21 protein-coding genes, 1 tRNA gene and 1 riboswitch are annotated in these 26,325 nt (G+C 72.3%); of the genes, 13 read left to right on the top strand and 9 right to left on the bottom strand.

Annotation, left to right across the window (positions count from 1 at the left end):
• The first annotated feature begins 12 nt into the window (after positions 1-12).
• The 6 genes from ACIQ7D_RS29190 (at position 13) to ACIQ7D_RS29165 (ending at position 5,248) form a co-directional block, all read left to right on the top strand.
• Complete coding sequence (locus tag ACIQ7D_RS29190) at positions 13-213, top strand: hypothetical protein (protein WP_403942557.1); 201 nt, start codon at positions 13-15, stop codon at positions 211-213.
• Between the two features lie 96 nt (positions 214-309).
• Positions 310-383 (top strand) — tRNA-Met (locus ACIQ7D_RS29185).
• Positions 384-542: 159 nt separating this feature from the next.
• Complete coding sequence (locus ACIQ7D_RS29180; RefSeq protein ID WP_403942555.1) at positions 543-1,289, top strand: MerR family transcriptional regulator; 747 nt, start codon at positions 543-545, stop codon at positions 1,287-1,289.
• A gap of 269 nt (positions 1,290-1,558) precedes the next feature.
• The gene (locus ACIQ7D_RS29175; protein ID WP_403942757.1) at positions 1,559-2,755 is read left to right on the top strand and encodes a PP2C family protein-serine/threonine phosphatase; all 1,197 of its coding nucleotides are present in this window, start codon (positions 1,559-1,561) and stop codon (positions 2,753-2,755) included.
• 260 nt (positions 2,756-3,015) lie between these two features.
• Positions 3,016-3,170: riboswitch (cyclic di-AMP (ydaO/yuaA leader) on the top strand.
• A gap of 11 nt (positions 3,171-3,181) precedes the next feature.
• Positions 3,182-4,231: a M23 family metallopeptidase gene (locus tag ACIQ7D_RS29170; protein WP_403942553.1), complete on the top strand. Its 1,050-nt coding sequence runs from the start codon at positions 3,182-3,184 to the stop codon at positions 4,229-4,231.
• Positions 4,232-4,303: 72 nt separating this feature from the next.
• A complete protein-coding gene (locus ACIQ7D_RS29165; protein WP_403942550.1) occupies positions 4,304-5,248 on the top strand; it encodes an aldo/keto reductase in 945 nt (314 codons plus the stop codon).
• Between the two features lie 24 nt (positions 5,249-5,272).
• On the opposite strand, the gene ACIQ7D_RS29160 is transcribed toward ACIQ7D_RS29165, so the two are convergent.
• The 4 genes from ACIQ7D_RS29160 to ACIQ7D_RS29145 all read right to left on the bottom strand — a co-directional run bounded on the left by ACIQ7D_RS29160 (position 5,273) and on the right by ACIQ7D_RS29145 (position 10,465).
• Positions 5,273-6,616 (bottom strand): PrsW family intramembrane metalloprotease, encoded by a 1,344-nt coding sequence (locus tag ACIQ7D_RS29160; RefSeq protein WP_403942547.1) that lies wholly within the window; start codon positions 6,614-6,616, stop codon positions 5,273-5,275.
• 58 nt (positions 6,617-6,674) lie between these two features.
• Positions 6,675-7,445, bottom strand: a complete 771-nt coding sequence (trmB, locus tag ACIQ7D_RS29155) for a tRNA (guanosine(46)-N7)-methyltransferase TrmB (RefSeq protein WP_403942755.1) — start codon at positions 7,443-7,445, stop codon at positions 6,675-6,677.
• Positions 7,446-7,625: 180 nt separating this feature from the next.
• A complete protein-coding gene (lhgO, locus tag ACIQ7D_RS29150) occupies positions 7,626-8,843 on the bottom strand; it encodes an L-2-hydroxyglutarate oxidase (protein ID WP_403942545.1) in 1,218 nt (405 codons plus the stop codon).
• 119 nt (positions 8,844-8,962) lie between these two features.
• Complete coding sequence (locus tag ACIQ7D_RS29145; RefSeq protein ID WP_403942542.1) at positions 8,963-10,465, bottom strand: sporulation protein; 1,503 nt, start codon at positions 10,463-10,465, stop codon at positions 8,963-8,965.
• 696 nt (positions 10,466-11,161) lie between these two features.
• Between ACIQ7D_RS29145 and ACIQ7D_RS29140 the strand changes: the two genes are divergently transcribed.
• From ACIQ7D_RS29140 to ACIQ7D_RS29125, 4 genes are all read left to right on the top strand, one after another.
• On the top strand, positions 11,162-13,273 hold the full coding sequence (locus tag ACIQ7D_RS29140) for an asparagine synthase-related protein (protein WP_403942540.1): 2,112 nt from the start codon (positions 11,162-11,164) through the stop codon (positions 13,271-13,273).
• Positions 13,274-13,370: 97 nt separating this feature from the next.
• Entirely contained in the window at positions 13,371-13,733 is a 363-nt protein-coding gene (locus ACIQ7D_RS29135) for a Scr1 family TA system antitoxin-like transcriptional regulator (protein ID WP_403942538.1), read from the top strand.
• Complete coding sequence (locus ACIQ7D_RS29130) at positions 13,646-14,353, top strand: hypothetical protein (RefSeq protein ID WP_403942773.1); 708 nt, start codon at positions 13,646-13,648, stop codon at positions 14,351-14,353. The genes ACIQ7D_RS29135 and ACIQ7D_RS29130 overlap by 88 nt, the downstream gene beginning before the upstream one ends.
• 164 nt (positions 14,354-14,517) lie before the next feature.
• Positions 14,518-14,943, top strand: a complete 426-nt coding sequence (locus ACIQ7D_RS29125; RefSeq protein WP_403942535.1) for a DUF6086 family protein — start codon at positions 14,518-14,520, stop codon at positions 14,941-14,943.
• Positions 14,944-15,100: 157 nt separating this feature from the next.
• Here ACIQ7D_RS29125 and ACIQ7D_RS29120 read toward each other — a convergent pair whose 3' ends face one another.
• The 4 genes from ACIQ7D_RS29120 to ACIQ7D_RS29105 form a co-directional block, all read right to left on the bottom strand.
• Positions 15,101-15,904 carry a hypothetical protein gene (locus ACIQ7D_RS29120; protein WP_403942533.1) on the bottom strand — a complete coding sequence of 268 codons (804 nt, stop codon included), beginning with the start codon at positions 15,902-15,904 and terminating at the stop codon, positions 15,101-15,103.
• 12 nt (positions 15,905-15,916) lie between these two features.
• Positions 15,917-16,450 carry an RNA polymerase sigma factor gene (locus tag ACIQ7D_RS29115; RefSeq protein WP_403942530.1) on the bottom strand — a complete coding sequence of 178 codons (534 nt, stop codon included), beginning with the start codon at positions 16,448-16,450 and terminating at the stop codon, positions 15,917-15,919.
• A 307-nt stretch (positions 16,451-16,757) separates the two neighbouring features.
• Entirely contained in the window at positions 16,758-18,977 is a 2,220-nt protein-coding gene (locus tag ACIQ7D_RS29110) for a sigma-70 family RNA polymerase sigma factor (RefSeq protein ID WP_403942528.1), read from the bottom strand.
• A gap of 257 nt (positions 18,978-19,234) precedes the next feature.
• A complete protein-coding gene (locus ACIQ7D_RS29105; protein ID WP_403942526.1) occupies positions 19,235-20,062 on the bottom strand; it encodes a TetR/AcrR family transcriptional regulator in 828 nt (275 codons plus the stop codon).
• Positions 20,063-20,522: 460 nt separating this feature from the next.
• Between ACIQ7D_RS29105 and ACIQ7D_RS29100 the strand changes: the two genes are divergently transcribed.
• Positions 20,523-21,917, top strand: coding sequence for an NAD(P)/FAD-dependent oxidoreductase (locus ACIQ7D_RS29100; protein ID WP_403942753.1), 1,395 nt, complete (start codon positions 20,523-20,525; stop codon positions 21,915-21,917).
• A gap of 268 nt (positions 21,918-22,185) precedes the next feature.
• A complete protein-coding gene (locus ACIQ7D_RS29095) occupies positions 22,186-23,871 on the top strand; it encodes a SpoIIE family protein phosphatase (protein WP_403942523.1) in 1,686 nt (561 codons plus the stop codon).
• On the opposite strand, the gene ACIQ7D_RS29090 is transcribed toward ACIQ7D_RS29095, so the two are convergent.
• Complete coding sequence (locus ACIQ7D_RS29090) at positions 23,812-25,158, bottom strand: MFS transporter (protein ID WP_403942520.1); 1,347 nt, start codon at positions 25,156-25,158, stop codon at positions 23,812-23,814. The genes ACIQ7D_RS29095 and ACIQ7D_RS29090 overlap by 60 nt on opposite strands.
• Positions 25,159-25,305: 147 nt before the next feature.
• Here ACIQ7D_RS29090 and ACIQ7D_RS29085 point away from each other — a divergent pair, with 147 nt between their 5' ends.
• Complete coding sequence (locus tag ACIQ7D_RS29085; RefSeq protein WP_403942518.1) at positions 25,306-25,872, top strand: MarR family winged helix-turn-helix transcriptional regulator; 567 nt, start codon at positions 25,306-25,308, stop codon at positions 25,870-25,872.
• The last annotated feature ends 453 nt before the right edge of the window (positions 25,873-26,325 follow it).

Genomic DNA, 26,325 nt, shown 5'->3' with positions numbered 1-26,325 from the left:
AGCCTTGCTCCTATGTTCGCTTCTTCTTCCACCTCGAAGTCCGCGTCCCCGTCCGCGTCCCCCGTCAGATCCGCCGCCGTGGTGAACGCGGAGATCCGCGCGCTGTGGGCGCGTGCGGGCAGCGCGCTGTCCTCGGCCGAGCAGGAGCGCTACCAGCGGCTGCTGGTGGAGTGGGCCGCGGCCGTACGGGCGGACGTCGTGGAAGCCGCGTAGCGGGGCCCGTTTCCCGGCGGTCCCGGGGGAGACGGGCGGCTCCACGGGAAAGTGGTCATGACCGTGCTCCGGATGGCGTAGAGTTGCATTCAACGGCGCGGGGTGGAGCAGCTCGGTAGCTCGCTGGGCTCATAACCCAGAGGTCGCAGGTTCAAATCCTGTCCCCGCTACTGGAAGAGAACGAAGGCCCGGATTCCTGGTGAATCCGGGCCTTCGTCGTGTCTGGAGCCGCGTCGTGCCCGGAGTCGCGTCGTGCCCGGAGCCAATCCGGGAGCCCGGGAGAATCAGGGCTTGACCTTTACGTAACGTCAACTTCTACCGTGAACGTCATGGAGTGGTCGATCCAGGACATCGCGAAGAAGGCCGGCACGACGAGCCGTACGCTCCGGCACTACGGCGAGCTGGGGCTGTTGGAGCCCAGCAGGACCGGCGCCAACGGGTACCGGTACTACGGCCAGGAGGCCCTGGTCCGGCTCCAGCGGATCCTGCTGCTGCGGGAGCTGGGGCTCGGGCTGCCGGACATCGCCCGGATACTCGACGGCCAGCAGGACACGGCCGCCGCTCTGCGCGGTCATCTGGCCCTGCTGGAACAGGAACGCGAGCGCATCGGACGGCTGATCTCGTCCGTGCGGACCACTCTCCACAAGACCGGGAACGGAGAGGATCTCATGGCGGAAGAAGTGTTCGACGGCTTCGCGCACACACGGTACGAGCAGGAGGTCACCGAGAGGTGGGGCCGCCCCGCCTACGAGAAGAGCGACCGCTGGTGGCGCTCGCTGAGCGAGGAGGAGCGCCGGGCGTTCGGGGAGCGGCACGAGTCGATCGCCCGCGACTGGGGGCGTACGGCGGCGGCCGGCCACGGCCCTTCGAGCGACGAGGCGCAGGCGGTCGCCCGGCGTCACTGCGACTGGCTGTCGGTGACCATGGAGCCCACCAGGTCCTATGTCATCGGCGTGACGGCCATGTACGTCGATGATCGACGTTTCACCGCGACGTATGACCAGTACGGTGAAGGTACGGCTGTGCTCGTGCGGGACGCCATGAAGGTGTACGCCGAGCGCCACCTGACCGACTGAGCCGTCTTCCCACCGGTGCTCCGTGGTCCGCGTACCGGCCCCCTACCGGTCCCCGTAGCCCAGTCGGCCGAGGGCGGGTCGCTGCCCGGTACGGCAGCGGCCAGCCTGGGTGGAGCGCGGTACCGTCCGCAGCCGTCGGCGGACCGGGCAGGAGACGACTGGTGGGGAAGCTCAGGAAGATCGGAGAACGCCTCGGCGGCAGGGGCAGGCAGGACGCCGACGGCGCCGGCTTCTGGGGTGCCGACGGTGCGGGCTTCTGGGCGACCGCCATGAACGGGCGCGACCACCGGCGGGACCCCGCCCGGAACCTGGCCCAGGTGGGCGAAGGGGCGTACGGGCCGCACGGATACGGGGGGCGGCGCCTCGCCGGACGCCGGTTCGTCCGGTTCCTGCCCGCGCTGGTGATCCTCGGCGGGGTGGTTCTGGACCTGGCGACCCCGACCCGCGTCACCTCGGCGCCGCTCTTCGCCGCGGCCCCGCTGGTCGCGGCGCCGTTCTACCCGCTGCTCGGCACCCTGCTGGTGGCTGTGACCTCGCTCGCCGCCGAGGTGGCTCTGCGCGTCCACACGGGCACGCTCTTCACCGTGGTGTCGGTCAGCGAGCTGCTGACGGTGCTGGTCGTCTCCGCCCTGGCGCTCTACATCAACGGGGTCGTCAGACGCAGCGGCGAACGGCTGGCCTCGGCCCGCATCATCGCCGAGACCGCCCAGCGCGCCGTGCTGCCCAGACCGGCGGAGCGGATCGGCGGGCTGCGGATCGCGGCGCGGTACGAGGCGGCGCAGGAGGGCGCGTTCATCGGCGGGGACCTGTTCGCCGTGCAGGACACGCCGTACGGGGTACGGCTGGTGGTGGGCGACGTACGGGGGAAGGGGCTGGAGGCGGTCGAGGCGGTCGCCGTGATCATCGGGTCGTTCCGGGAGGCGGCGGAGCAGGAGAGTTCGCTGGAGGGGGTCGCGCAGCGGCTGGAGCGCTCGCTGCTGCGCGAGGGGACGCGGCGGGACGGGCTGGATGTCTTCGAGGGGTTCACCACGGCCGTACTGGCGGAGATCCCGCACGGCGAGGGCGTCGTACGGCTCGTCAACCGGGGCCATCCCGAGCCGCTGCTGTGCCACGACGGGGCCGTACGGATGCTGGCGGCGCACGATCCGGCGCTGCCGCTGGGCATGAGCGAGCTGGGCGCGTGGCCGGACCGGGCGGAGGAGTCCGCGTACCCCGACGGCGCGACGCTGCTCTTCTACACCGACGGGCTCACCGAGGCGCGGGACGCCCACGGGGTCTTCTACGCCCCGCGTGAACGGCTCGACGGGCGGATCTTCCAGGGGCCGGACGAGATGCTCCAGGCGCTGATCGACGACGTACGGCTGCACACGGGCGGCGGCAGCCAGGACGACATGGCGCTGCTGGCGGTCAGCCGGCCCTCGGAGGGGGAGCCGGAGCGGCGCAGGACGATGCGGATCGTGCCCTGACGCACGGCTTCGGGGCTGTCGGTCACGAAGGGTGATCGAGGCGTCTCCCTCCGCATAACATATGACGTACCGTCAGGTATGTGGGGCGGATCGATATGCCGGGGGCACTGCTCAACTCGCCCTGATGTGCTCTCTTGTGTCCCGGTACATCCGATGCGAAGTCGTTAACGATCACCGGGAACAGCTTGGAATAACGCCCTGGTCTCTATTAACGTTCGATAACGCAGCGCGGTCGTCCCAGCCGTCGCCAGAGATGGCACCGCGCGCGTGCGCCGAATCCCGCGAGGGAACCGGGGAACCACCAATTGGGGTGAATCGGGAGCTACTTGCCGTCCTGGACGGCAGGGGGCCTCCGTAGGAGACCTTCCTGCTCCGAACCCGTCAGCTAACCCGGTAGGCGAGAAGGAAGGAAAGGAGCACGCCTCAGTGGCGTCCAACCAGCCTGCCCCCACGGCAACGGCGACCTTCGCACCCCACTCCTTCGGCAGCGGCGGTGAGAACGAGGCGCCCGGCACCTGGGGGGAGTGGAACCCCACCGAGGAGTCCGTCCGCCCCGTCCGCGGCAAGCACCGCGTCGCCAAGCAGCGCAACGGACTCGCCCGCAGCTCCACCGTCCTCGGCGTCGGTGTCATCGCCGCCGTCGGCGCGGGCGGCATCGCCACCGCCCAGGACAAGCCCGCCGTCTCCATATCCCTTCCCGATGCCATCGCGGACAACCTTCCCGACGCCAAGTCCCTGCCGGGGATGGGCTACCTCGGCTCGGACGACTCCGACTCCGAGGTGCTGGCCGGCGAGCCGCTGACCACCGCCGGGCTGACGGCCTCCGACGCCGAACAGGGCGCGACCGACGCCGGCGAGGCGCTGCGCGCCCGCATCCTCCAGCAGGCCGAGCGGCAGCAGACCGAGGCCGACGCGACCCAGAAGGCGGCGGCGCAGGACGCGGCGGCCGAGAAGGCCGCCGCCCAGGCCAAGGCGCGCCAGACCGACGCCGAGAAGAAGATCGAGGCGGCCAAGAAGAAGGCCGAGGCGGAGGCCAAGGCCAAGGCCGAGAAGGAACGCCTCGCCAAGCTGGCGGCCAGCTACTCGCTCCCCACCTCCTCGTACACCCTCACCTCCTCCTTCGGCCAGTCAGGCTCCCTCTGGTCCTCCGGGTACCACACCGGCCTGGACTTCGCGGCGCCGACGGGCACGCCGATCAAGGCCGTGCACAGCGGCACCGTCAAGTCGGCCGGCTGGTCAGGCTCGTACGGCTACCGCACGGTCCTGGAGCTGGATGACGGTACGGAGATCTGGTACGCGCACCAGTCGTCCCTCTCCGTCAGCGCCGGCCAGAAGGTCTCCACCGGCGAGGTCATCGGCCGGGTCGGCGCGACCGGCAACGTGACCGGGCCGCACCTCCACCTGGAGGTCCACACGGCGAGCGGCACGGGCATCGACCCGATGGCCTGGCTGAACGGCAAGGGCATCAATCCCTGAGGTCAAGCCCTGGGGTCGACTTCCGAGTCCGGAAACGGAATAGGGCGTTCTTCGATGGGGTTGGGAGTAGGCATGACCACCATGCGTACTCTCGGCTCCTCCGACCTCAAGGTCTTCCCCCTCGCACTCGGCGGCAACGTCTTCGGCTGGACCGCGGACCGCACCGAGTCCTTCGCCGTCCTCGACGCGTACGCCGCCGCGGGCGGCAACTTCGTCGACACCGCCGACGCGTACTCGGCCTGGGTGCCGGGTCACGTCGGCGGTGAGTCCGAGACCGTACTCGGCGACTGGATCGCCGCGCGCGGCAACCGCGCCGACGTGCTCGTCGCGACGAAGGTGAGCCAGCACCCGCAGTACAAGGGGCTGAAGGCGGCGAACATCAAGGCCGCGGCCGAGGAGTCGCTGCGCCGGCTCCGTACGGACCACATCGACCTGTACTACTCGCACTTCGACGACCTGGACGTCCCGGTCGAGGAGATCGTCACCGCCCTCGACCAGCTCGTCAAGGAGGGCAAGGTCCGCGCCGTCGCGGCCTCCAACATCAGCGCGGAGCGGCTGGACGCCTCGCTCACCTTCGCGGAGCGCGAGGGGCTGGCCCGGTACGTCGCGCTCCAGCCGCACTACAACCTGGTCTCGCGCGACACCTACGAGGGCCCCCTGCGGGACACCGTGGCCCGCCACGGCCTCTCCGTCGTGCCGTACTTCGCCCTCGCCTCCGGCTTCCTCACCGGCAAGTACCGCCCCGGCACCCAGGTGGAGAGCGCGCGCGCCGAGGGCGCGGGCAAGTACCTGGAGTCCGATCGCGGCGTCAAGGTCCTCGCCGCGCTGGACCGGATCGCCGGGGCGCACGGCGCCGAGGTCGCCACCGTCGCGCTCGCCTGGCTGGCGGCGCAGCCGACCGTCGTCGCGCCCCTGGCCTCCGCGCGCACGGCCGAGCAGCTTCCGGCGCTGCTCGCGGTCGCGGAGCTGGAGCTGACGGAGGAGGAGCTGGCGGAGCTGACCGCCGCCTCCGCCTGACGTTCTCACCAGGACAGCAGAGGATCAGTACTGGCGGTACGGGTTGTAGCCGTCGTAGTCGATGTACGGCGGCGGCACCCGCACCCGTCCCGTGGCCCGCGCCGCATAGGTCAGCGCGGGCCCGGCTATCTCCTTGCGCTCCCACAGGTGGTGCAGCAGCTCCTGCTCGCGCTCCACGAAGTCCGGGCCGACCGGGTCCCGCCCGGCCCGGTGGCGCAGGAACGCCAGGGACGTCGCGAACGCCTCGTACTCCCCGACCGCCCGGGCGGCCGCGCGGCCGTGGCCGCGGTTCGCGAAACCCCGCGCCATCGTGCGCGCCCGCATCGAGGAGAGCGCGAGGGGCGCGGCCTGGGGCAGCCACCCCGCCGCGGCGTACGCGGGCAGCTCGGCGGCGAGCGTCCGCAGCTCGCGCTGGCGGCTCCAGATCACCAGCCAGGTCAGCAGCCCGAAGACCGGCACCATGAACGCCCCGTACACGGCGTAGAAGCCGAAGGGCCCGAAGAGCGACCCCGAGCCGTTCCACAGCGCGTGCATGCCCATCGCGAGGACCAGCCCGAGCAGCGGCAGGACCACACGGCGCACCTTCTGGCGCCGGGCCGCCACGGCCGCCAGACCGAAGCCGATCCCCGTCGCCGCCGTGAAGAGCGGGTGCGCGAACGGCGACATCACCACGCGTACGAAGAAGGTCGCGGCCGTGACCGAGTTCAGCCCGGAGTGCCCCTGGGTCTGGTCCTCGCCGAAGGCGTTGCCCAGATAGAGGATGTTCTCCGTGAAGGCGAAGCCGGTGGCGCTGAAGCCCGCGATCACCACGCCGTCGACCAGCCCCGTGAAGCTCCTGCGGCGGAAGAGGAAGATCAGCAGGATCGCCGTCGCCTTCGCGCTCTCCTCGACGACCGGCGCTATCACCGTGGCGCCCAGGGACTCGGCGCCGGCCGGGTCGGCGGTGGCGGTGGCGATCCACTCCGTCGCGAAGGAGTTCGCGATGATCGCGACGAGCGCCGCCGCGAAGGCGCCCCAGGCGAACGCGAACAGCAGATTCGTCCACGGACCCGGCTCGACCCGGTCCAGCCAGCGGAAGGCGGCGGCCAGCAGCGGTACGGGCAGCACGGCGAGCCCGAGCCCCACCAGGAAGCCCTCGGGCCCGGTCTGCTCCCGGACGAGCGCGAGGATCACCAGCGCGCAGAGCGCGAGCACCGTGATCAACGCCCCGGCCCTGACCCCCCTGTTGCGCCAGAGCGCACGCGTCGGCCGGTAGCGCCTGCGGGCGGGCGGAGGCACGGCGCTCCACAGATCGCCCCGCAGCTCCTGCTGCTCGTAGACGGGGATGGCCGGATGCGGGTCGAGGCGGTGCGGGGACGGTTCTGACACCTGATGACCCTAGCGAGGGGCACTGACACCTGGCGATCACCCCGGGTGATCCCAGGGCCTAACTTCCGGCCCGGGAGCCTTCCGTACGGGAATCTTCCGTACAGGAATCCTCGGTGCGGCGGAACAGCAGGTCGTGCACCACATGCCCCTTGTCGAGCCCCTGGCCCTCGAACCGGGTCAGCGGCCGGAAGGCGGGCCGCGGCGCGTAGCCGCCGTCCGGCGCCGTGTTCCCGAACCCCGGATGGGCCGTCAGCTCGGCGAGCATCTGCTCGGCGTACGGCTCCCAGTCGGTCGCGCAGTGCAGTACGGCACCGGGCTTCAGCCGGGCCGCTGCCAGGTCCAGGAACTCCGGCTGGATCAGCCGGCGCTTGTGGTGGCGCTTCTTGGGCCAGGGGTCGGGGAAGTAGACGCGTACCCCGTCGAGCGACGCGGCCGGCAGCATCTCCCGGAGCAGGATGATCGCGTCGCCGTTGGCCACCCGTATGTTGGACAGCCCGTTCTCCTCGGCGAGCCGGAGCAGATTGCCCTGGCCCGGGGTGTGCACATCGACGGCGAGGATGCCGGTGCCGGGGTCGGCGGCGGCCATCCGCGCGGTCGCCTCGCCCATCCCGAAGCCGATCTCCAGGACGACCGGCAGCCCGTCGAAGAGCGCGGCCGGGTCGAGCACCCGTTGGCCGTCGATGTCCAGGCCCCAGACCGGCCACAGCCGCCGCAGCGCCTCGGCCTGCCCGGTGGTCACCCGGCTGCGGCGCGGCTGGAAGCTGCGGATGCGCCGCTCGAAGTGCGACCCGGCGGGGTCGGCCGCGGGGCCCGTGCCCTCGGGGAACATCCGGCTCGCGGGACGGCTCACGGCACGGTCCGCACCGCGGTCCGTGGGGCGGTCCGTGGGGCGGCTCGCTGTGGGGTTCTCGGTCATCTCGGCAATCCGGGCTGGTGGCGGGGGCGGGGGCGGCCGGGACCCGGTCGCGATGCCCCAATTCTACGGACCCCGGCGGACCGCCCCCGGTCCCTACTCCTCCGCCAGCGCCGCGAGCGCCCGGCGTGCCACCTCCCGGCCGATGGGCAGCGACGCGGTCGCCGCCGGTGACGGCGCGTTCAGGACATGGACCGTGCGGCCCGCCCGCCGGATCAGGAAGTCGTCCGCCAGGGTGCCGTCCCGCAGGATCGCCTGGGCCCGTACGCCCGCCGCCGCCGGGCGCAGGTCGGCGTCCCTCATCGCGGGGAGCAGCCTCCGTACGGCCGCCGCGAAGGCCCGCTTCGAGAGCGAGCGGCGCAGCTCGCCCGCGCCGTAGCGCCAGTGGGCGCGCGCCGTGCGCCACGCCCCGGGCCAGGCCAGCGTCGCGGCCAGCTCCGCCGGGCGTACGGCGCTCCAGGTGTATCCCTCGCGGGCCAGCGCCGGGACCGCGTTCGGGCCGACATGGACGCTGCCGTCGACGGACCGGGTCAGATGCACCCCGAGGAACGGGAACGCCGGGTCCGGCACCGGATAGACCAGCCCCCGGACCAGCTCCGGCCTGGCCAGCTCGTAGTACTCGCCCCGGAACGGCACGATCCGCATCCCCGGCTCGTCGCCCGCGAGCCGGGCCACCCGGTCGCACTGGAGCCCCGCGCAGTTGACCAGGGCGCGCGCCCTGACCACCACCCCGGACGCGGTGCGGACCGCGACGCCCCAGGGCCGCCGGTCGACGGCGGTGACCTCGGATCCGTACCGTACGGACGCGCCCGCGGCCTCCGCCGACGCGGCGAGCTGCCGGGCGACCGCCGCGAAGTCGCAGACGCCCGTCGTGCCGACCTGGATCGCCGCGACGCCGCGCACCTGCGGCTCGTACTCCAGGATCTGCGCCGGACCCAGCTCCCGTACCGGCAGGCCGTTCTCCCGGCCGCGCTGGACCAGGGCGTGCAGCCGGGGCAGCTCGTCGCGGCGGGTGGCGACGATCAGCTTGCCCGTGACCCGGTGCGCGATGCCGTACTCCGCGCAGAACTTGACCATCTCGGCGGAGCCGCGCACCGCGTACCGCGCCTTGAGCGACCCCGGGCGGTAGTAGACCCCGCTGTGGATCACCCCGCTGTTGTGGCCCGTCTGATGGCGCGCGGGGCCCGGCTCTTTCTCCAGGACGACGACACGGGTGCCGGGGGCCGCGCGCGTGATCGCGTACGCCGTCGACAGGCCGACGATCCCGCCGCCGATCACCAGTACCTCGCAGTCGAACCCCACGCGTGTGCCCATCGCGCGCGTCACCTCCCACCCCGATAGTGCACTGGCCCGGGGACGGCGTGCTCAAACCCCCGCGCGGGCACCAACGCGACCGGGGCCTCCCCGCACCGCCGAGGTGTGCCCGACGGGGCCTACGCGGGCGCCACCAGCAGCGGCCTGGCCCGCTCCCGCAGCTCGACCACCCGGGGCTCGTCGCCGTACGGCTCCAGCCGGTGCAGCAGATCCCGTACGTACTCCGTCGTACGGGCCGACGAGATCCGCCCGGCGACCTCCACCGCCCGGGTACCGGCCGCGCAGGCCGCGTCCAGATTGCCCGACTCCAGCTCGGCGACCGCGCTCACCACCAGCCGCAGACCGTGCGAGCGTACGAACTCCTCCGTCGGCCGGGAGAGCGCCTGCTCCGTGAACTGCCGTACCTGGCGCGGTGCCTTCAGATCGCGGTAGCACTCGGCGGCGTCGGCCGCGAACCTGTCGTACGAGTAGAAACCCAGCCACCCCGGATCCGCGTCCCCGTCCCGGGAGCGCTCCAGCCATCCCTCGGCCGCCTTCAGCGACGCCCCGGCCGCGACCGCGTCGCCCGCCTTCGCGTGCGCCCGCGCCTCCACCAGCCGGAAGAAGCTCATCGTGCGGGCCGTGGCCAGCCCCCGGTTGCGCTCCAGCGCCGCCTGCGCCAGGTCGACGCCCTCGTCGGCGAAGCCCCGGTACGTCGCCTGGAGCGACATCGACGCCAGCACGTACCCGCCCAGCGGCACGTCGGCCGCCGCCCGCGCCAGCCGCAACGCCTGGATGTAGTAGCGCTGCGCCGCCTCCTGCTGACCGGTGTCGAAGGCCATCCACCCGGCCAGCCTCGTCAGTTCGGCCGTGGCGCCGAAGAGCCCCCGGCCCACCTCGTCGCTGTACGCCCCGAGGAGCAGCGGCGCCGCGTCGACCCGCAGGCACTCGGGGACCATCGACGAACGCCAGTCCCCGCCCCCGTACTTGGAGTCCCAGCGGCGGGCGTCGGACGCCGCCTCACGCAGCTTGGCGACATCACTGTGGCCCACACGCAGGGGCGACAGCTCGCCGGGGGCCCCGGCAGGACCGGTCGCGTCGGAGGCTCCCTGCACGGCGTGTCCGCCCCCGCCGTGCGCTCCCTGCGCCGCCTCCGCGACCGCCGGATCACGGGCGACCGAGGAGTCGGCGGGTGTTATCAGCCACCGGGACGCGGGCGTCGCGTAAGCGCTCACTGCGAAGGATCCGGCCAGCGACTGCCAGATGCCCCCGCTGCCCGCACGCCGGCCCGCGAGGTCCAGCCGGTACAGCTCCGTAGCCGTGCGCACCGCCTCCCCGACGTCGCGCGGGAAGGCGAGCCCGACCTCGGGGGCCGGGTCCGCGTCCGCGAGCCCTATCTCGTGGAGTGGGACAGGACGTCCCAGTTTCGCTCCGATGGCTGCCGCGATGAGATGGGGCGCCGCACCCTGCGGAACCATCCCCTTCGAGACCCATCGCGCCACGGAGGTCTTGTCGTAGCGAAGTGTCAGACCGCGCTGCGCCCCGAGGTCGTTGACCCGCCGGGCGAGGCCGGCGTTGCTGATTCCCGCGAGGGCGAGAACGGTGCCGAGCTTCTCGTTCGGCCCGCGTAGCTCCCTGGACATGCGCCACCCCTCGACACACAGACGGCCGCCGCTTTGCGGCATAGGCGCGCGGCATTCGTAAACCCAGCGTAGTTCGCCACATCCCGACCGTTAAGGGGCGGACTTCCGGATGGCGGGATTGTTGTCCGTCCCGGAGGCCGTCGGAGGGGCCCGGGGAGACGCCGCGTGCTCCGGGTGTGTAGCGTGCGCCCGGCCGTGCGCTCTTGGCCCCCGGGGAGCGGGGGCGCTTCGATGAGACCTGCGTGGGTCGGCCCACTGCGTACTGGAACGAGTGGGCTGGGGGATACCGCCGCCCCAATCCCCGCGGGCGGTGGACCGGTCCGGGAGGCGAATCCCGCCTCCCGGACCGAACGTTCGCCGGCGCCGGAGCCCGCCCGGAGCCCGCCCGGGGGTCGCGCGCCGCGCCGCGCCGCGTTCGGAGATTGGCTGAATGCTGCCCATGAGTTGCCGGTCGGGAGAGCGCCGTTTCTCCGCCACATGGCCCATGCCAGGGGCGCATTCCCCTTCGCGCGCACGCTTCCGTAGGCCCTCCCGTGCGCTGTTGTCATGGCAGCATGGTCCTGAACGGCTTCGGTTCGAGCTTCTCAGCTTGAGCTTCGACGCGGGATCATGGACCCGGGACCGCACGATCCCGGTTCCAAGGGGCCCCGGTCCGGGCCCGATTGATCCACAGGCTGTGGAAGCGTGGAGGCGGCGATGCGGTGGTTGGTGGGATGGAGCAGTATCGCCGCCCGCTTCGGTACGGCCGGGGCGGTCGGCCCCGTCGGCGACTCCGAGAGCGGCAGCGTCCACCCGGTCGGCTCCCAACTCCTGTGGGGTGACCCGGATCCGCTGTGGGCCGTCGGCGACTGGCGCCCCGACGAAGTGCGAGTCGTCACCGTCGACCCCTTCACCCGGCTCGCCGTGCTCGGCTGCTGCGGGGCCACCGACGAGGAACTGCGCGTCGGCCTGTTCGCCGCGCGCGGCGGCGCTCTGCGCCATCTCACCGCCTGGTCCGGGAGTTACACCGCAGTCGCCCAGATCGGTCGCCGCATCACCATCGCCGGCGACCTGGCCGGGGCGCGCCCCGTCTTCTACACACCCTGGGCGAGCGGTACGGCGTACGCCACCGCCGCCCTGCCGCTCGCCGACCTCATCGAGGCCCAGCTCGACATCGGACACCTCGCCGCGCTCCTCGCCTGCCCCGAGACCCCGGAGGCGCTGCGCGACTCCACCCCGTACGAAGGCGTCAAACGCATCCCGCCGGGGCACGCGCTCGTCCTGCGCGAGGGGTCGCGCGAGATCACCGGGTACGAACCCGTCGCCTCCCTCGCCGTCGCGGGCCCCCAGCGCGATCCGGACCTGGCCGTCGAAGGCGTACGGGACGCCCTCGTCGACTCCGTACGCGCCCGGCTCCTGGCGCCGCGCCATGCCCCCGAGACCCTGCCGCAGGACCCCGGGCCCGTCCCCGGCATGGGCCCCGCCGACCGGCGCGCCGCGCGCGGGGGCGCCGGGCCCGTCCCCGGCATCGGCGCCGACCTGTCCGGCGGGAGCGCCTCCGGCACCCTCGCGCTGCTCGCCGCCGGGCTGCCCGGCGCGCCCGGCACGATCCTCGGGCACGGCACCGGCGCGGGGGAACGGCTGCTCGCCGTCACCTTCAACGACCTGTCCACGGCGGGCCGGGACGAGGCCGAACTGGAGCGGGCCAGGGCCATCGCCGCCAACCCCCGGCTGCACCACGTGGTCGTCGCGGCGGGCGAGGAGGCCCTGCCCTACGCCGAGCTGGAAGGCCCGCTCACCGACGAGCCCGGCCCCTCCCTGGTCGCGGCGGAACGCCACCGGCGGCGCCTCGCCGCGGGCAGCGCCGACCACTTCACCGGCGCGGGCGCCCGCGAGGTCCTCGACGCGCACCCGGCGCGCCTGGCCGACCTGCTCCTGGACCGGCGCAGACGCCACCTCCTGCACCCGGTCACCGCACTGGCCAGAGCCGAAGGCCCGTCGCCCGCCTCGCTGTTCATCCCGGTGACCGTCTACCGGGCGGCGCGCAGACTGGCCCGTACGCCCTACCGCACCGGCCTCGAAGAGGCGGCCGCCCGGCTCCCCGAGGCGAACCGGGCGCTCCTGTCCGCCGCGTCGAACGGCCCGCTGGGCGCCTCGCTGGCCGCGCTCACCTGGTCACGGCCGGGGCCCGCCGCCCGCTGGCTGACGGGGGAGGCGCTGGCCGAAGTATCGGTACGCCTGCTCTCCGGCGCGACCCGCCCCACCTCCGTCCAGCGCCCCGGCGAGGCCCGCGCCCGCGCCGCCCTCGCCCGCTTCGCCGCCGACCACCGGGTCTTCGAGCAGGCGGGCGAGATCCGCAGCCAGCGGCTGCACGCGCCCTTCCTCGACAACCAGGTCGTACGGGCCTGCCGCGAACTCCCCGAAGCGCTACGGGTCCAGCCGGGCGCCCGCGCCGAGATCCTCCGCACGGTCCTGGCAGGCACAGGCATCCACGACCTCCCCCCGGGCTGGGGCGCCACCTCCCGCGCGGGCTCGGCGGCGGCCACCCGGGTCGGCCTGCGCGCCTCCATCGGCGACCTGATCACCCTCTTCGACGCCCCCCTCCTCGCCGACGCGGGCCTGGTGGAGGCCCGCGTCGTCCGCAAGGCCCTGCGCGCGGCGGCCGAGGGCGAACCGGTCCCGCTGGACGGCATAGCGGACCTGGTCTCCACGGAACTCTGGCTGCGCCGGCTCCTCTCCCGCCGGGGCACCTGCTGGACAGGCACGGCGGCCCCGCGCCAACGCGCGGTCGCGGGCGGCGTGGTCCCCCGCCCGACGCTGCGGTCGTAGGCGCGTCGCGGAACCGCGACCATCGGATCAGGGAGGGGGCGGGCCCGCGGCGCCCCGTTCGGCCCGGAGCCCGGTCCAGCTCGGCTCGAATATCCAGGTGATCCCCTTTGCCAAGGGGGCACATGCGGGCAGGGCCGACAGCTTCGTACCCATGGATTTTCCGGATCCGGCGGACCCGGAGCTGATTTACGTGGACACTCCTGCCGGGGACCTGTTCCTGGAACCCGAGGCGAAGGTGGGTCGCGACAAGTCGGTGTTCGAGCTGCGGGGGAGGCGGCGATGTCCGCGAGCACAGGTACGCCGGGGCCACAGGGTGACGGATCAGGGCAGCCGTCGGCCCGTAACACCCCAGGGACGCCCGCCGTACCCCCGATGCCGCCGAATCCGCCGCGCGTACCGTCGCCGCTGCGGAACAGGGCCCAGTGGACAGCCGTTGTCTTCGCGGTCATCGCAGCCCTGATTCCCGCCATGGTGCTCGGCGGCTGGGACTGGATTTGGACCAAGATCAACGGACCGTCTGGAATAACGGTCTACGCGGACCGTCCTTACAGTTGCCCCCGATATATCGATATGCCGAAAGCCGATGTTCGAAAGGACGTGGACGCCGCATACGCTCAGGGGGTCCGGGTCAGTGACAAGAGCGGTTTTCCCGCTGAGCTGTCTTTGACGTTGCAGGCAAAGACCTCACAGGCCGTCGTCGTCACCGGCGTGAAGGTCAAGGTTCTGTCCAACAGAGCGGTCCCGAGTTCAGGATTCGTCGTCTACGGGGAGTGCGGAGGCGGGATGACGCCGCGCCGCTTCGACGTGAGCCTCGCCAAGACGCCGGTGCCGGTCCGTCCGGCGGCCCCTGCCAAGGGGGATGAAGTGGTCGACTTCCCGTTCAAGGTCGCTGACAGCGACCCGGAACAGCTCACCCTCCAACTGCGTCCCGGTGAGCGGGACATCCGGTTCACGGTCGAGGTGGAGTGGGTGGCCGACGGGGAACACGGCAGTAAGATCCTGGACAATGCCGGCCAGGGATTTCGGGTGATGGGAACCGGCGACCTTCCCACGTACGGATATGGCGAAATGTTCCAGTAGGTCTCTGTGGGCTTCGGCAGGGATTCGGCAGGGGTTGCGGACGGCACCGGTCTTGTGTCGGGCGCCTGGACCGGGTGCAGGTTCGGGGAATGAGGAAGGTCGCGGAATACCGGGGCCCGAAAATACGTCGAGGGCGACGCGGACGCCCGCATAAGGTGGCAATGATGAGCTACATATTCACCGTCACCGAAACCGACGAAGATGTCTGGGAACCCGCGCTGGCCGTCGGCCAGTTGTTCATGGGCGGAGTCGATGCCCTGGGCCGGCGGATCCTCCGGGTGGAGACGGGCCTGGACGATGTCTCCGGCGACTGGGTCAAGATCGACCCGCAGGCGTACGGGGAGTTCGTCACCCTGGCCCTCCAGCGGCGGGGCAGGTCGACCCACGTGGGCATGATGCAGCTCATGGACGGGTTGCTCCCGCTCATGGTCGCGCTCGCCGACAGGCTCCGCGTCGAGATCCCGGCGGGTTCGCTCGCGGAGCGGGCCTACCTCGAATGGGCCCGTGACGAGGAGCGCGTCCTGCTGGGCCACGTCGTGCAGAACTTCGACGGCACGCTTTCCATCTGGGGGACCGGCGTGGTGGGCTGATCGTGCCCCGCCGGGGCGGGCCGTGTGAGTCGTTCCGAGTCCGAGACGGAGCGACAGGCAACCCGCTACGGCCGGATCGCCCCGGCGGCGACGCGGTGGCCCGGCATTCGCCGAAAGCGACCGCGCCGCGCGCCGGCGGTGGAGTCAACCGCTCCGATCATTCAGGACGCTGGTCCATCAGCTCGTCGCCCGTGACCGTCCGGTTCGTACCGTCCGTGAGGGTGAGCGTGAGGGTGCCGGTGATCAGGCCGTCCGGGTTGCCGTCCGGCCACCAGGCGGTCCACCGGCCGTCCTGCACCGTGGCGTGGACGGTCTTTCCGGAGTCGCGCACGGTGACGTCCTTGACGTCGGAGCCCACCGAGCCGAGCGCGTAGTTGAACTCGCCGGCGTCGCTGCCGCGGGCGCCCAGCGTGTCCAGGGTGATGGCACCGGCGCCGACCTCGGCGGTCGGGTCGATGGCCATCGAGATGCCGGTGCCGTCCGAGGCGGCCAGGCAGTACGACGCCTCCTCGTCGCCCCACATGACGATCATGGAGGCGACCTTGCCGCGTACATCGGCATTGACGATCGAGGGGGACCCCTTGCCGGGGTGCTGCCCCACCGTGTCCAGGCACGCCTTCTCGGCGGCGGAGCCCTTGCCGGCGGAGATGTCCAGGGCGTTCGGGGTGGGTGTCCAGCTCGCCAGTTCCGACGACGGCAGCGGTCCGGCGCCGCCGACGCCGGGCAGGCCGCCCGTCACCGCAACGAAGGCCACGCCCGCGGCGAGTCCGCCGGCCAGCGTGAACACCGCGCGCCGAATGAGCGGGCGGCGGAATGTGGTGCCGACCGACCGGGTGGGGCGCTCGGCGTCGCTCAGCACGGAGCGCAGCAGAGTCTCCTCGCGGTCGATCTCGGCGGCGGACGGTTCGGTACGGGGGGCGGCGTCCAGCTTGGCCAGACGGGAGAGAAGGTCGTTGGTCATGGTCGGCTCCAGTCAGCGGGTCAGGGCGAGGGCGGGCGAAACGGCGGTGCCGGCGGTGAGGCGCGCGGCCAGACGGCGCTTGGCCCGGGTGAGCCGCATGGCGTAGGCGGCGCGGGTGCAGCCGAGGACCTTCGCCGCGTCCCGGGCGGAGAGCTCCTCCCAGACATGCAGGGCGAGCACTTCCTGGTCCCCCGGGGCGAGTTCCTGCCAGGCGGCGCCGAGTTCGAGCCGGCTGTCCACCTGGTCTGACACGTCGGACGTGACCCGCTCGGCGGCGGAGTCGGACGACTGCTGGATGTGCACCACGAGCGCGGACCGGCGGCGCATGCCGCGCTGCGCGTTCAGCATGGCGTTGCGTGCCGTACGGAACAGCCACGGGCGAGGATCCTCGGGCAGCTCGCTCCGGCGGCGCCACGCGGCGAGGAACGTCTCCCCGACGATGTCGTCGACATTCATCGGGTGGGCGCGGCGGCGTACGAAGCGCAACAGGTCCTCGTAGTGGGCCCGGTACACCTCGGTGAACTGGGCTTCGGTATGGATGGGCATGGCGTCCTTTCCTCGCGTCTGCCCTTACGTGTCCATCACCCATGAAAGTGCAACAGGGTTCGATCAAACCCGGTCGGTATCGCTCGCCATCGTTCGCTCGCCACGGTTCGCTCGACGCTCGTCGCTCGTCCCGGCGACCGCCGGCGGGTGCGTCCGGCTGGGAGACTGGGCCGGTGAGCCCTGTCGATCCCGTCATCCGCATCCCTTCGGCCTGACCCCGCTAGGTTGCGGCGGGCGCGCGACCGCGAGCCGGGTACCGACTGGGACACCGTACGGACCGGCGTACGCCTGCTTCTCGCCCCGGGGCTCAGCGGCAACTGATGCGGGACCGTGCCCAGTCCGCGACGGCGACGGCGCCGAAGGGGGTGTGCGGTTCCACGACCAGGCGGATGGTGCGCTGTCCGGAGATGCCCACCTGTACGGGGACGGCCGCGTCGCCGCCGTTCAGTACGGGGGAGCGCCAGAGACGGGTGCCGTCCCCGTACAGGGAGAAGCGCACGGAGCCCTGGCCGAGCGTCAGGTCGTCCACGCCGACCAGCGCCGCGTACGTGGAACAGCTCCGGTTGAGGTCGATGGTCACCGTGGACGCGGCGTGCATGCTGACGCCGTGGGCGTAGCGCGTGCCGCCGATGGACACGCTCGACCGCTGCCAGAGCCAGCCGCTCTCCGCGAGCCGCACCTCGGGCTTCTCGCCGTCGCCGAGGAGGCTGTACGACAACTCGTTCACCTGATAGTCGGCGGGCGCGGGCGGCGGCGGTTCCGGCCGGGAGGTCGGCTCCGGTGGGGGCGTGGGCGTGGGTTCGGGGGTGGTACGGCCCGGGGTCGGCGCGGGCTTCGTGGGCGCCGGGGTGGGCTTGGGCGCCGGGGTGGTTTTTCTCGGGGTCGGGGACGGCGTCGGCGTCGTGGGCGGAGCCGGAGCCGGGGTCGGGGGCGGCTCCGGGGGCGTGGCCGGTGCGGACGACGGGACCGGCACCTGCGGTACGAGCGGCTGCGCGACCGGCGGTTTCTCCCGGGGTTTGGCGTCGGGCTGGGGGTTGCTGCCCGTCAGCGCGTACACCAGGCCGGCGGCGGCGACCACCAGCAGCCCGGCGATCCCTGCCTTCGCCGGGGCGCCCAGCCCCTCGGACGCGGCTCCCGCACCGCCGGCTCCCGCACCCGCCGATCCGCCGGAAGCCCCGCCCGCGGCTCCGCCCGCCGCCGCGGCGGCGCCCGCACCCGCCGCTCCCGCGGCTCCGCCCGCCACGACCCCGGCCGCCTTGAGCGAGTACCCCGCCGCGAACCAGCCGATCACCGCGACCGGCAGCACCGCCGCCGGGATCACCGCGTTGACCTGCGCCAGCTCACCCGCCACGAGGCGGCACTTCGCGCACTCCTCCAGGTGCTTGCGCAGCCCGCGCTCGGCGCGCATGCGCAGCCCGCCCCGGGCATACGCGCCGAGCCGGTCGGCGTACCGCGCGCAGTCGCCCTCCGCCGTCAGCGCCGAGCTGACATGCGCCTGGAGATACGCCTGCTTGAGGCCCTCGCGCGCCCGACTGGCCAGTACGGCCGTGGCGTTGGCGGTCAGCCCGAAGAGCGGCGCGATCTCGCTCGGCGACTCCTCCTCGACCGTGGTGTGCCACAGGACGGCCTGCCAGCGCTCCGGCAGACTGCGGAACGCCTGCATGGCCATGGACTGCTCGGCCTCGTGCATCGCCCGGACGTCCGCCCCCAGATCGAGGGTGTCCTCCGCCGAGACCTCGGAGACACGGGTGGCCTGCGCGGCGAACACCGCGAAGTCGTCCACCAGTTGCTCGCGCTTCGCGGACTTCGTCCAGGACGCGGCGACCCTCCGTACGGTCGTCAGCAGATAGGCGCGGACCGCCTGCTCGGGTCCGGCGCCGCCCCGTACCGCCTGGAGCGTACGGGCGAACACCTCGGCCGTCAGGTCGTCCGCGGTGTACGCGTCGCGGCAGCAGGTACGGGCGTACCGGCGCACCGGCTCCGAGTGGCGGCGGAACAGCTCCTCGTACGCGCTGTCGTCGCCTTCGCGCATCCGCTGGATCAGATCGGCGTCCGAGGGCGGCAGCTCGCCCCGGCCCGGCTCGCCTGTCCCGCCCGGCCGCCCCGGTGCCGCCGGCCGCCCGGGTGCCCCGGGGGCCGACGCCCCGTCGGTGCGCTCGCGCTGGGTGGGCACACCGCCGTCCGGCTCGCCGAACCGGCCCTGGGCGACCCGCCCGGCCGCGCCGGCCGAGGGATGCGGTACGACCGGCCCGGGGAACCCCGAGGGCCCCAGCGGCCCCAATGGACCGCCCTGACCGGGAACACCTGCCGCGCCCGGACCACCCGGACCACCCGCGCCACCCGGAACGCCTGGACCACCCGCACCACCGGGCCCGGCGGAAGGCTCCTTGGGCCCGCCCTGGTTCGGTACCTGGCGAGAAGACGCCAAATCGTCGGATCCCGTGCCGTCACCGGCACCACCGGCGGTACGGTCGGCATCGTCGGCGGCACTGCCGTCCAGCGGCTCGTCCCGTCCGTCCCCGCTCATCGCGGAAGCCCCCGTACGCACCCCGTACGCACCGCTTCTGACCCAAACACCGGGCCAGCGTGCCACAGCGCGCCACGCCGGACCCAGGGCTTCGCGCCCCGCACCACTCGTCCGAGGGGCTTTCCCCGATGGCTGCTTTAACCTTCACCCGTTCGGGGAAAGATCAATGCCCTTCAACGGCATGCCAGTTCGAAAGGGCCGGTACGCCGAGGCGCACCGGCCCCGCCGCGCGAGCAGCACGCGGCCACGGCACCGCGCTACACGGGCCGGGACCGCAGACCCTCCAGCAGGATGTCCAGCAGCCGCGCCGAAGCCGCCGCCTGCTGCACCGCGTCCGGCAGCGTGGGCGCCGCCGTCGCGATCACCAACAGGACGTCCCCCACGGTCACATCACCGCGCAGCTCACCCGCCGCCCGCGCCCGCTCGACCAACTGCCCCACGACATCGAGCAGTGCGACGACGCCCGGGTCGTCCAGACCATCGACCGAGGCGGCGGCCGAAGCCGACGCCGGGACCGAGGCCGACGAGTGCCGCGAACCCACGACCCGCAGATCGGGCTGGCCCGCCTGCCGCTGCTGCGGCACCCGCACCTCGTCCGACCCTTCGACCCGCCCGGCCGCCACGTGGACCGCGCCGTCCACGTCTGTCCCGACCCGCAGCACCTGCGGGGGCAGCAGCCGGCCCGCGCCCGACGCCACCGAGGTGCGCAGGAAGCGGGAGAGCGCGGACCACGGCTCGTCCTCCTGGCCCAGCGCCGTACGCGCCTGGTCGGTCAGCCGGGAGGTCTCCTCCTCGGCTATTCGCCTGACCAGCACGTCCTTGCTCGGGAACCGCCGGTAGACCGTACCGACCCCGACCCGGGCGCGCCGCGCCACGTCCTCCATCGGAGCCCCGTACCCCAGCTCGCCGAACACCTCACGAGCCGCGCGCAGTACGTGCTCCAGATTGCGCTGTGCGTCCACGCGGAGAGGCGCGGCACGACCTGCGCCACCGACCCCCACCGCTCCCAGTCGTCCCTCGTCGGCCACCCGTCCGTCACCCTCCGTGACGACGGCAGCCTGCCAATGAGAATCCTGAATGTGCATAAGCGTTCCCCCGGTAATGATGTCTCCCCCCGGAGACTCCCCGCCTGGCTGCCGGGTTCCCGGTCCGGTCACCGGCCGGACACCCCGACGAGGTACGAACATAGTTGAGCCCGGGGCAATTCAGAAGAGGGTAGTTCCGCACGGAGCGCCCCCCGATCGGCGCAAGGACCGGAACATGCCTGATTCGTCCCCCGCCCCTCACCCGCCGCGCCCCCGCTGACCTGCGCGCCTCCGCCCGTCACCGCGCCGACGTCCGCCTGCGGCCGGCGGGACCCGCAGATGTTCTCCGGTCATACAATGCGTCGCGCCTGTGGACAAACAACGAAGCCGGGTGCGTCATGGGAAGGTGACGGCTGAGATCTCCCGGGGAACGACCCCCGCACCCGCGTCCGAGGCACCGCCGCCCGAGGCACGTCCGCCCAAGGTCCGCGTGCTGGTGATCGGCGGCGGCTACGTCGGCATGTACACCGCCCTGCGGCTCCAGCGGAAGCTGAAGCAGCGGCTGAAGAGCGGTGAGGCCGAGATCGTCGTGGTGTCGCCCGACCCCTACATGACCTATCAGCCGTTCCTCCCCGAGGCCGCCGCCGGCAACATCTCGCCCCGCCACGTCGTGGTCCCGCTCCGCCGCGTGCTCGACCAGTGCAGGATCCTCATCGGCCAGGCCACCGCCATCAACCACGCCAAGCGCACCGCGACCCTGCGCACCCTCGCCACCGAGGAGGAGCACACCGGCACCGTCGACCTCACGTACGACGAACTCGTCCTCGCCCCCGGCTCCATCTCCCGCACCCTCCCCGTCCCCGGACTCGCCGAGCACGGCATCGGTTTCAAGACCGTCGAGGAGTCCATCGGCCTGCGCAACCACGTCATCGAACAGATGGACATCGCCTCCTCCACCCGCGACCCCGCGATCCGCGACGCCGCCCTCACCTTCGTCTTCGTCGGCGGTGGTTACGCGGGCGTCGAGGCACTCGCCGAGCTGGAGGACATGGCCCGCTACGCCTCGCGGTACTACCACAACATCAAGGCCGACGACATGAAGTGGATCCTCGTCGAGGCCACCGGCCGGATCCTCCCCGAGGTCGGCGACGTGATGGGCAAGTACGCCGTACGGGAGCTGCGCGCCCGCAACATCGACGTACGGCTCGACACCCGTCTGGACTCCTGCGAAGGCCGCGTCGCCGTCCTCAGCGACGGCGCCCGCTTCCCCACCCGTACGGTCGTGTGGACCGCGGGCGTCAAACCGCACCCCGTCCTCGCCGCCACCGACCTGCCGCTCGACGGGCGCGGCAGGCTCCGCTGCACCGCGCAACTCGCCGTCGACGGCACCGAACACGCCTGGGCGGCCGGTGACGCCGCCGCCGTACCCGATCTGACCTCGGACGAACCGGGGAAGGAGTGCGCGCCCAACGCGCAGCACGCCGTACGGCAGGCCAGAGTTCTCGCGGAGAACATCCTCGCTTCCCTGCGCGGCGCACCTCTCCGGGACTACCGTCACGCCTACGCGGGATCGGTCGCCTCGCTCGGTCTCCACAAGGGCGTGGCGCACGTCTACGGCCGGAAGCTCAAGGGCTATCCGGCCTGGCTGATGCACCGCGTGTACCACCTCAGCCGCGTTCCCACCTTCAACAGGAAGGCCCGCGTCCTCGCGGAATGGACCCTGTCCGGGCTCTTCAAACGGGAGATCGTCTCCCTCGGCTCGCTGGAACACCCGCGCGCCGAATTCGAACTGGCCGCAGGCGGCGAACGAGCCCACGGCGCCGGCCGTTCCAAAGGAACCGACCGTTCCGGAGGAACTGGAGGAAGCGACCGTTCGGAGGGGACCGAGGGCCCGCGGGGACCCGGGAAGGCGTGAGGCCGGAGACCCCGGCGGACTGCGGAGGACCCCGGCGACCCCGGAGATCCCGGCCGCCCCCGTCACCGTGCGTACCTCTCCGTGCGGTCGGTCACACTGGACGTGTGACCATAGGTGGGCTCACATCTGCACAGAGTGAACCGGCCCGACCGCCCGCCGTCCTACCGCCCTGCCCCGCCGACCGCAGACCGCCCGCCCGCCGCCGACAGCCCTGCCGCCCGGCCCCGACCAACAGCACGACACACGACACCATGAGGCCAGAGAATCCGTGAACTTCACGCGTTGGAGCGCCCGGCTCCCCGGTACACAGCGCCGCGCCGCCGCGCGGACGGACCGCGGTTCCGTGCCGGCGGCCCGTGGTGAGTACGAACAGAAGTCCGAGTCCGCGGCAGACCTCCCTCCGCTCCCGTCCATCCCCTCCCTCGAAGAGCTGTCCGTACGGGAGATCCTCGGCGAACTGCCCGCCCTGGTCGCCCTGGTGTACGGCCCCGACCACCGCGTGGCGTACGTGAACGGCGCCTACACGGCGACGTTCGGCCCGCGCACCCCGGGCGCCACGGCGGCCGAGAGCTGCCCCGAGCTGGCGGAGCTGGGCCTGCTCCCGCTCCTCGACCAGGTCCGGCGCAGCGGCACGTCACGCACCGTCAAGTCCCGCAAGGCGCAGAGCCACCGGCCTGGCGGCGACCGCACGGACCGTACGGAGCGCGCCGACCGTACGGAGGGCTCCTACACGGTCACCTGCACCCCCGTCACCTGCCAGGGCACCGCGGGCATCCTTCTCCACGCCGCCGACGTCACCGACCACGCCGAGGCGGCCGAGCGGCTGCGCACCAGCGAGCAGCGCCACCGCCGTACCGTCGTCACCCTCCAGCGCTCACTGCTCCCGCAGGAGCTGGAACAACCCGACGACCTGCGCGTCGCCGCCACCTACCGGCCCGGCGGCGAGGACGCGGCGGTCGGCGGCGACTGGTACGACGTGATCACCCTCGGCGCCGGCCGCACCGCCCTGGTCATCGGTGACGTGATGGGCCGCGGGGTGCGTGCCGCCGCCGTCATGGGGCAGTTGCGTACGGCCGTGCGCGCCTACGCCCGGCTCGACCTGCCGCCGCACGAAGTGCTCCAGCTCCTCGACGGGCTCGCCGCCGAGATCGACGCCAGCCAGATCGCCACCTGCGTCTACGCCGTCCACGACCCCAACGAGGGCCGCCTCGTCTACGCCTCGGCCGGCCATCTGCCCATCCTGGTCCGCGCCGCGGACGGCTCCGTCGAGCGCGCCGAGGACCCGACGGGCCCGCCGCTCGGCACCGGCGGCTGGCTCCACACCTCCGGCTCGATCGGCCTCCCGCCCGGCTCCACCGCCGTCCTCTACACGGACGGCCTGGTCGAACGGCGCGGTGAGGACATCGACGAGGGCGTTGCCTCCCTGGAACGTGCCCTGTCCGGCGCCCAGGGCTCACCCCAGGTCGTCTGCGACCGGCTGATCCGCTCCCTCGGCGTGACCGACGACCATGACGACGACGTCGCGGTGCTCGTCCTCCAGCACCCCGCCCGTACGGGCGCGGACGCCGAGCTGTTCCACAACGCGGCGCTGGACCTGCTCGGCGGCGTCGAGGCCGCCCCGCGCGCCCGCGCCTTCGCGACAGGCGTGCTCTCCTCCTGGCGTTTCCCGGTCGAACTACGCGATCTGGGGGTGCTCGCCACCAGTGAACTGGTCGCGAACTCCCTTCAGCACGGCACCCCGCCCATGCGCCTCAGACTCCGCCGCACCGACCGCCGGCTGATCATCGAGGTGACGGACGGGGACGACCACCTGCCCCGGCGGCGCCGCGCCGAACCGGCGGACGAGGCGGGCCGCGGCATCTCCATCATCGCGACGATCGCCTCGTCCTGGGGTTCACGCCGTACCCCCGGGGGCGGCAAGGCCGTCTGGTGCGAGTTCGCCCTGCCGCACTGACCCCACACCCACCTCGCGCGGCGGGGCCGCCGTGACGGGCACACCCTGCGCCACGACCCGCGAACCCGCCGCGAGCGACGGCTGATCCTGTACGGGGGTGAGCCGCCGCCCCAGCCGCAGGGCCAGCACGGTGATACCGAGCGAGAACAGCACGAAGGTCACGATGTACGGACCGTGCAGCGCGGCGCCCATCGGCCCGCCCACCGCCGGCCCCACCGCCAGCGCAACCTGCTTGACCAGCGCGAACGCGGAGTTGTACTGACCTACGGACTCGGCGGGCGCGAGATCGGCGACCAGTGGGGCGACCGTCGGCGACAGCATCGCCTCACCGAGCCCGAACAGCGCGTACGTCGAGACGAACGCGGCCGTCGCCACGGTCTGGCCACCGTGCCCGAGCCCCGCGTACCCCGCGACGACCCACGCGAGCGCCCAGATCAGCCCGACCGCGGCGATCACCCGGCTGCGCCTGCGCCGCTCGACCAGCCGCAGGACGACGAACTGCGCGACCACGATCACCGCGGTGTTGGCGGCCAGCGCGATCCCCAGCGTCGACGGATCGATCCCGGCCGCCTCGGTGCCGTACGCCGCCAGCCCCGACTCGAACTGTCCGTAACAGGCGAAGAAGAGCACGAACCCCAGCAGGCACAGGTGCACCATGGCCCGGTGGCTCAGCAGGGCGCGCATCCCCCGCGCCGGGGCGCCGGGCAGAGCGGGCAGGGCACCGGGGCGGGGCAGCCGTACGGTGACGGCGATCGCCGCCAGGACGAGGAACATCACGGCTTCGACGGAGAAGAGCAGGGTGAAACTGCCGGGCCGGTTCTCGTCGACGAGCTGCCCGCCGATCAGCCCGCCGACGCCGAGCCCGAGATTGGCCAGGAAGAACTGGGTGGCGAAGGCCCGGGTACGGGTCGAGGGCGAGGAGGACCAGACGATCATCGTGGCCAGCGCGGGCTGCATGACGGCGGTCCCGGCGCCGAGCAGCCCGGCGGCGGCCACAGCGGCCGGCACGCTGCCGGAGAGCCCCATGGCGAGCGCCCCGACGGCGGCGACGAGAGCGCCGCCCACCAGGACGGGCAGTGGCCCGCGCCGGTCGATCACCCGCCCGATGAAGGGCAGCACCACCAGCGCGGCCAGCGCGAAGACCGCCAGCACGGCACCGGCCGTACTCGCGCCCAGATCCCGCACCTGAGCCACGTACACATAGAGATACGGAACCGTGAATCCGAGTCCGAACGCGCTCAGCGCGTTCCCCGTCTGGATCCGGCGCATCGCCGAAGATGCGCCCATCGCCCTGGTCACGCTCACCTACCTCAAGAGATCAAGGAGTCGAAGGGCTGAGGACTCAACCCTGAAGACTTCAAAGCTAAACTTAGAAGCTAAACAGTACACAGCGAAGGACTTCAACGCCAACAGAGGCCGTGGCATACTGCCCCGATGTCCGACACCCCCGAGAAACCCGGCCCGCCGGATCTCCAGGAGCCGAGCCTCGACGAGCAGATCACCGCCTATCAGCGGGAGTTCCGCGATCTCGACCCCCAGGTGGAGCAGATCGTCTCGGCGCTCGGCCGGCTGAACCGCCGTATGAACGTCGCGTACGGCAGACAGGTCGCCGACCTGGGCATCAGCAACGCCGAGTGGGAAGTCCTCAAGACCCTGGTGGTCGCGGGAGCCCCCTACCGCCTGGGCCCCGGCGAACTCGCGAAGCGCCTGGGCCTCACCCCGGCCGCGATGACGCACCGCATCGACCGCATGGCGGGCGAGGGCCTGGTGACGCGCGACCGCGACGAGACGAACCGGGTCCGCGTGATCGTGGAGCTGACCGACGAGGGCCGTACGAAGTGGCTCGCGGCGATGCGGATGGCCTCGGACTTCGAGGAGGAACTGCTCCAGGACCTCACGGGCGACGAACGCGGGGTGCTCGGAGAAATGCTGATCCGCCTCCTCCGCCGCGTGGAACACGCCCAGCCGGACGCCGGTGGACGCCTGACCGATCTGGATTGACGGAGCGTCGGCAGAGGGTTGGCGGAGGCTCGGCGGAGGGGGCGCCAGCGGTTTGACACGCCCCCGGCCGGTCCGTAAGGTTCTTCGAGTTGTCACGGGGTCGGTACGGTTCCGCGACAGCCACTCCGCCGCAGTAGCGGCACCCACAACACAGCATGATCCCCTGGCCGGGACGAATTTCGGCATGCCGAAATTCATTTCGAAGACTCGATTATGAGTCACCTGCGGAATCCGCTAAGGTTTGGGACGTCGGAACGGCCGCAGGGCCGGGAGGACAAGCCCCGCTGACTGGGAATCAGGCCCGAAAGGATCTGATAGAGTCGGAGCCGCTGGAAAGGGAAAGCGCGAAAGCGAAGATCTGGAAAGCGAACCCCGCTCCGACGGGGAATCGGACACGAAAGAGTCTGATAGAGTCGGAAACGCAGGAACGAAGTACAGAACAAAATGAAACAC

This window comes from Streptomyces sp. NPDC096310 (genome assembly GCF_044763125.1).
Lineage (GTDB): Bacteria > Actinomycetota > Actinomycetes > Streptomycetales > Streptomycetaceae > Streptomyces.
The sequence above is the reverse complement of the archived record's forward strand: the minus strand, read 5'-3'. Positions and strand labels throughout refer to the sequence as shown.

What these genes read in the sequence shown, in the direction of transcription:
- ACIQ7D_RS29115 (WP_403942530.1), bottom strand. Translation starts at nt 16,450, where the DNA reads ATGCCCATCCATACCGAAGCCCAGTTCACCGAGGTGTACCGGGCCCAC.
- ACIQ7D_RS29105 (WP_403942526.1), bottom strand. Translation starts at nt 20,062, where the DNA reads ATGCACATTCAGGATTCTCATTGGCAGGCTGCCGTCGTCACGGAGGGT.
- ACIQ7D_RS29120 (WP_403942533.1), bottom strand. Translation starts at nt 15,904, where the DNA reads ATGACCAACGACCTTCTCTCCCGTCTGGCCAAGCTGGACGCCGCCCCC.
- ACIQ7D_RS29125 (WP_403942535.1), top strand. Translation starts at nt 14,518, where the DNA reads ATGAGCTACATATTCACCGTCACCGAAACCGACGAAGATGTCTGGGAA.
- trmB (WP_403942755.1), bottom strand. Translation starts at nt 7,445, where the DNA reads ATGTTCCCCGAGGGCACGGGCCCCGCGGCCGACCCCGCCGGGTCGCAC.
- ACIQ7D_RS29090 (WP_403942520.1), bottom strand. Translation starts at nt 25,158, where the DNA reads ATGGGCGCATCTTCGGCGATGCGCCGGATCCAGACGGGGAACGCGCTG.
- ACIQ7D_RS29140 (WP_403942540.1), top strand. Translation starts at nt 11,162, where the DNA reads ATGCGGTGGTTGGTGGGATGGAGCAGTATCGCCGCCCGCTTCGGTACG.
- ACIQ7D_RS29130 (WP_403942773.1), top strand. Translation starts at nt 13,646, where the DNA reads ATGCCGCCGAATCCGCCGCGCGTACCGTCGCCGCTGCGGAACAGGGCC.
- ACIQ7D_RS29100 (WP_403942753.1), top strand. Translation starts at nt 20,523, where the DNA reads ATGTACACCGCCCTGCGGCTCCAGCGGAAGCTGAAGCAGCGGCTGAAG.
- ACIQ7D_RS29165 (WP_403942550.1), top strand. Translation starts at nt 4,304, where the DNA reads ATGACCACCATGCGTACTCTCGGCTCCTCCGACCTCAAGGTCTTCCCC.
- ACIQ7D_RS29145 (WP_403942542.1), bottom strand. Translation starts at nt 10,465, where the DNA reads ATGTCCAGGGAGCTACGCGGGCCGAACGAGAAGCTCGGCACCGTTCTC.
- ACIQ7D_RS29110 (WP_403942528.1), bottom strand. Translation starts at nt 18,977, where the DNA reads ATGAGCGGGGACGGACGGGACGAGCCGCTGGACGGCAGTGCCGCCGAC.
- ACIQ7D_RS29175 (WP_403942757.1), top strand. Translation starts at nt 1,559, where the DNA reads ATGAACGGGCGCGACCACCGGCGGGACCCCGCCCGGAACCTGGCCCAG.
- lhgO (WP_403942545.1), bottom strand. Translation starts at nt 8,843, where the DNA reads ATGGGCACACGCGTGGGGTTCGACTGCGAGGTACTGGTGATCGGCGGC.
- ACIQ7D_RS29180 (WP_403942555.1), top strand. Translation starts at nt 543, where the DNA reads ATGGAGTGGTCGATCCAGGACATCGCGAAGAAGGCCGGCACGACGAGC.
- ACIQ7D_RS29085 (WP_403942518.1), top strand. Translation starts at nt 25,306, where the DNA reads ATGTCCGACACCCCCGAGAAACCCGGCCCGCCGGATCTCCAGGAGCCG.
- ACIQ7D_RS29190 (WP_403942557.1), top strand. Translation starts at nt 13, where the DNA reads ATGTTCGCTTCTTCTTCCACCTCGAAGTCCGCGTCCCCGTCCGCGTCC.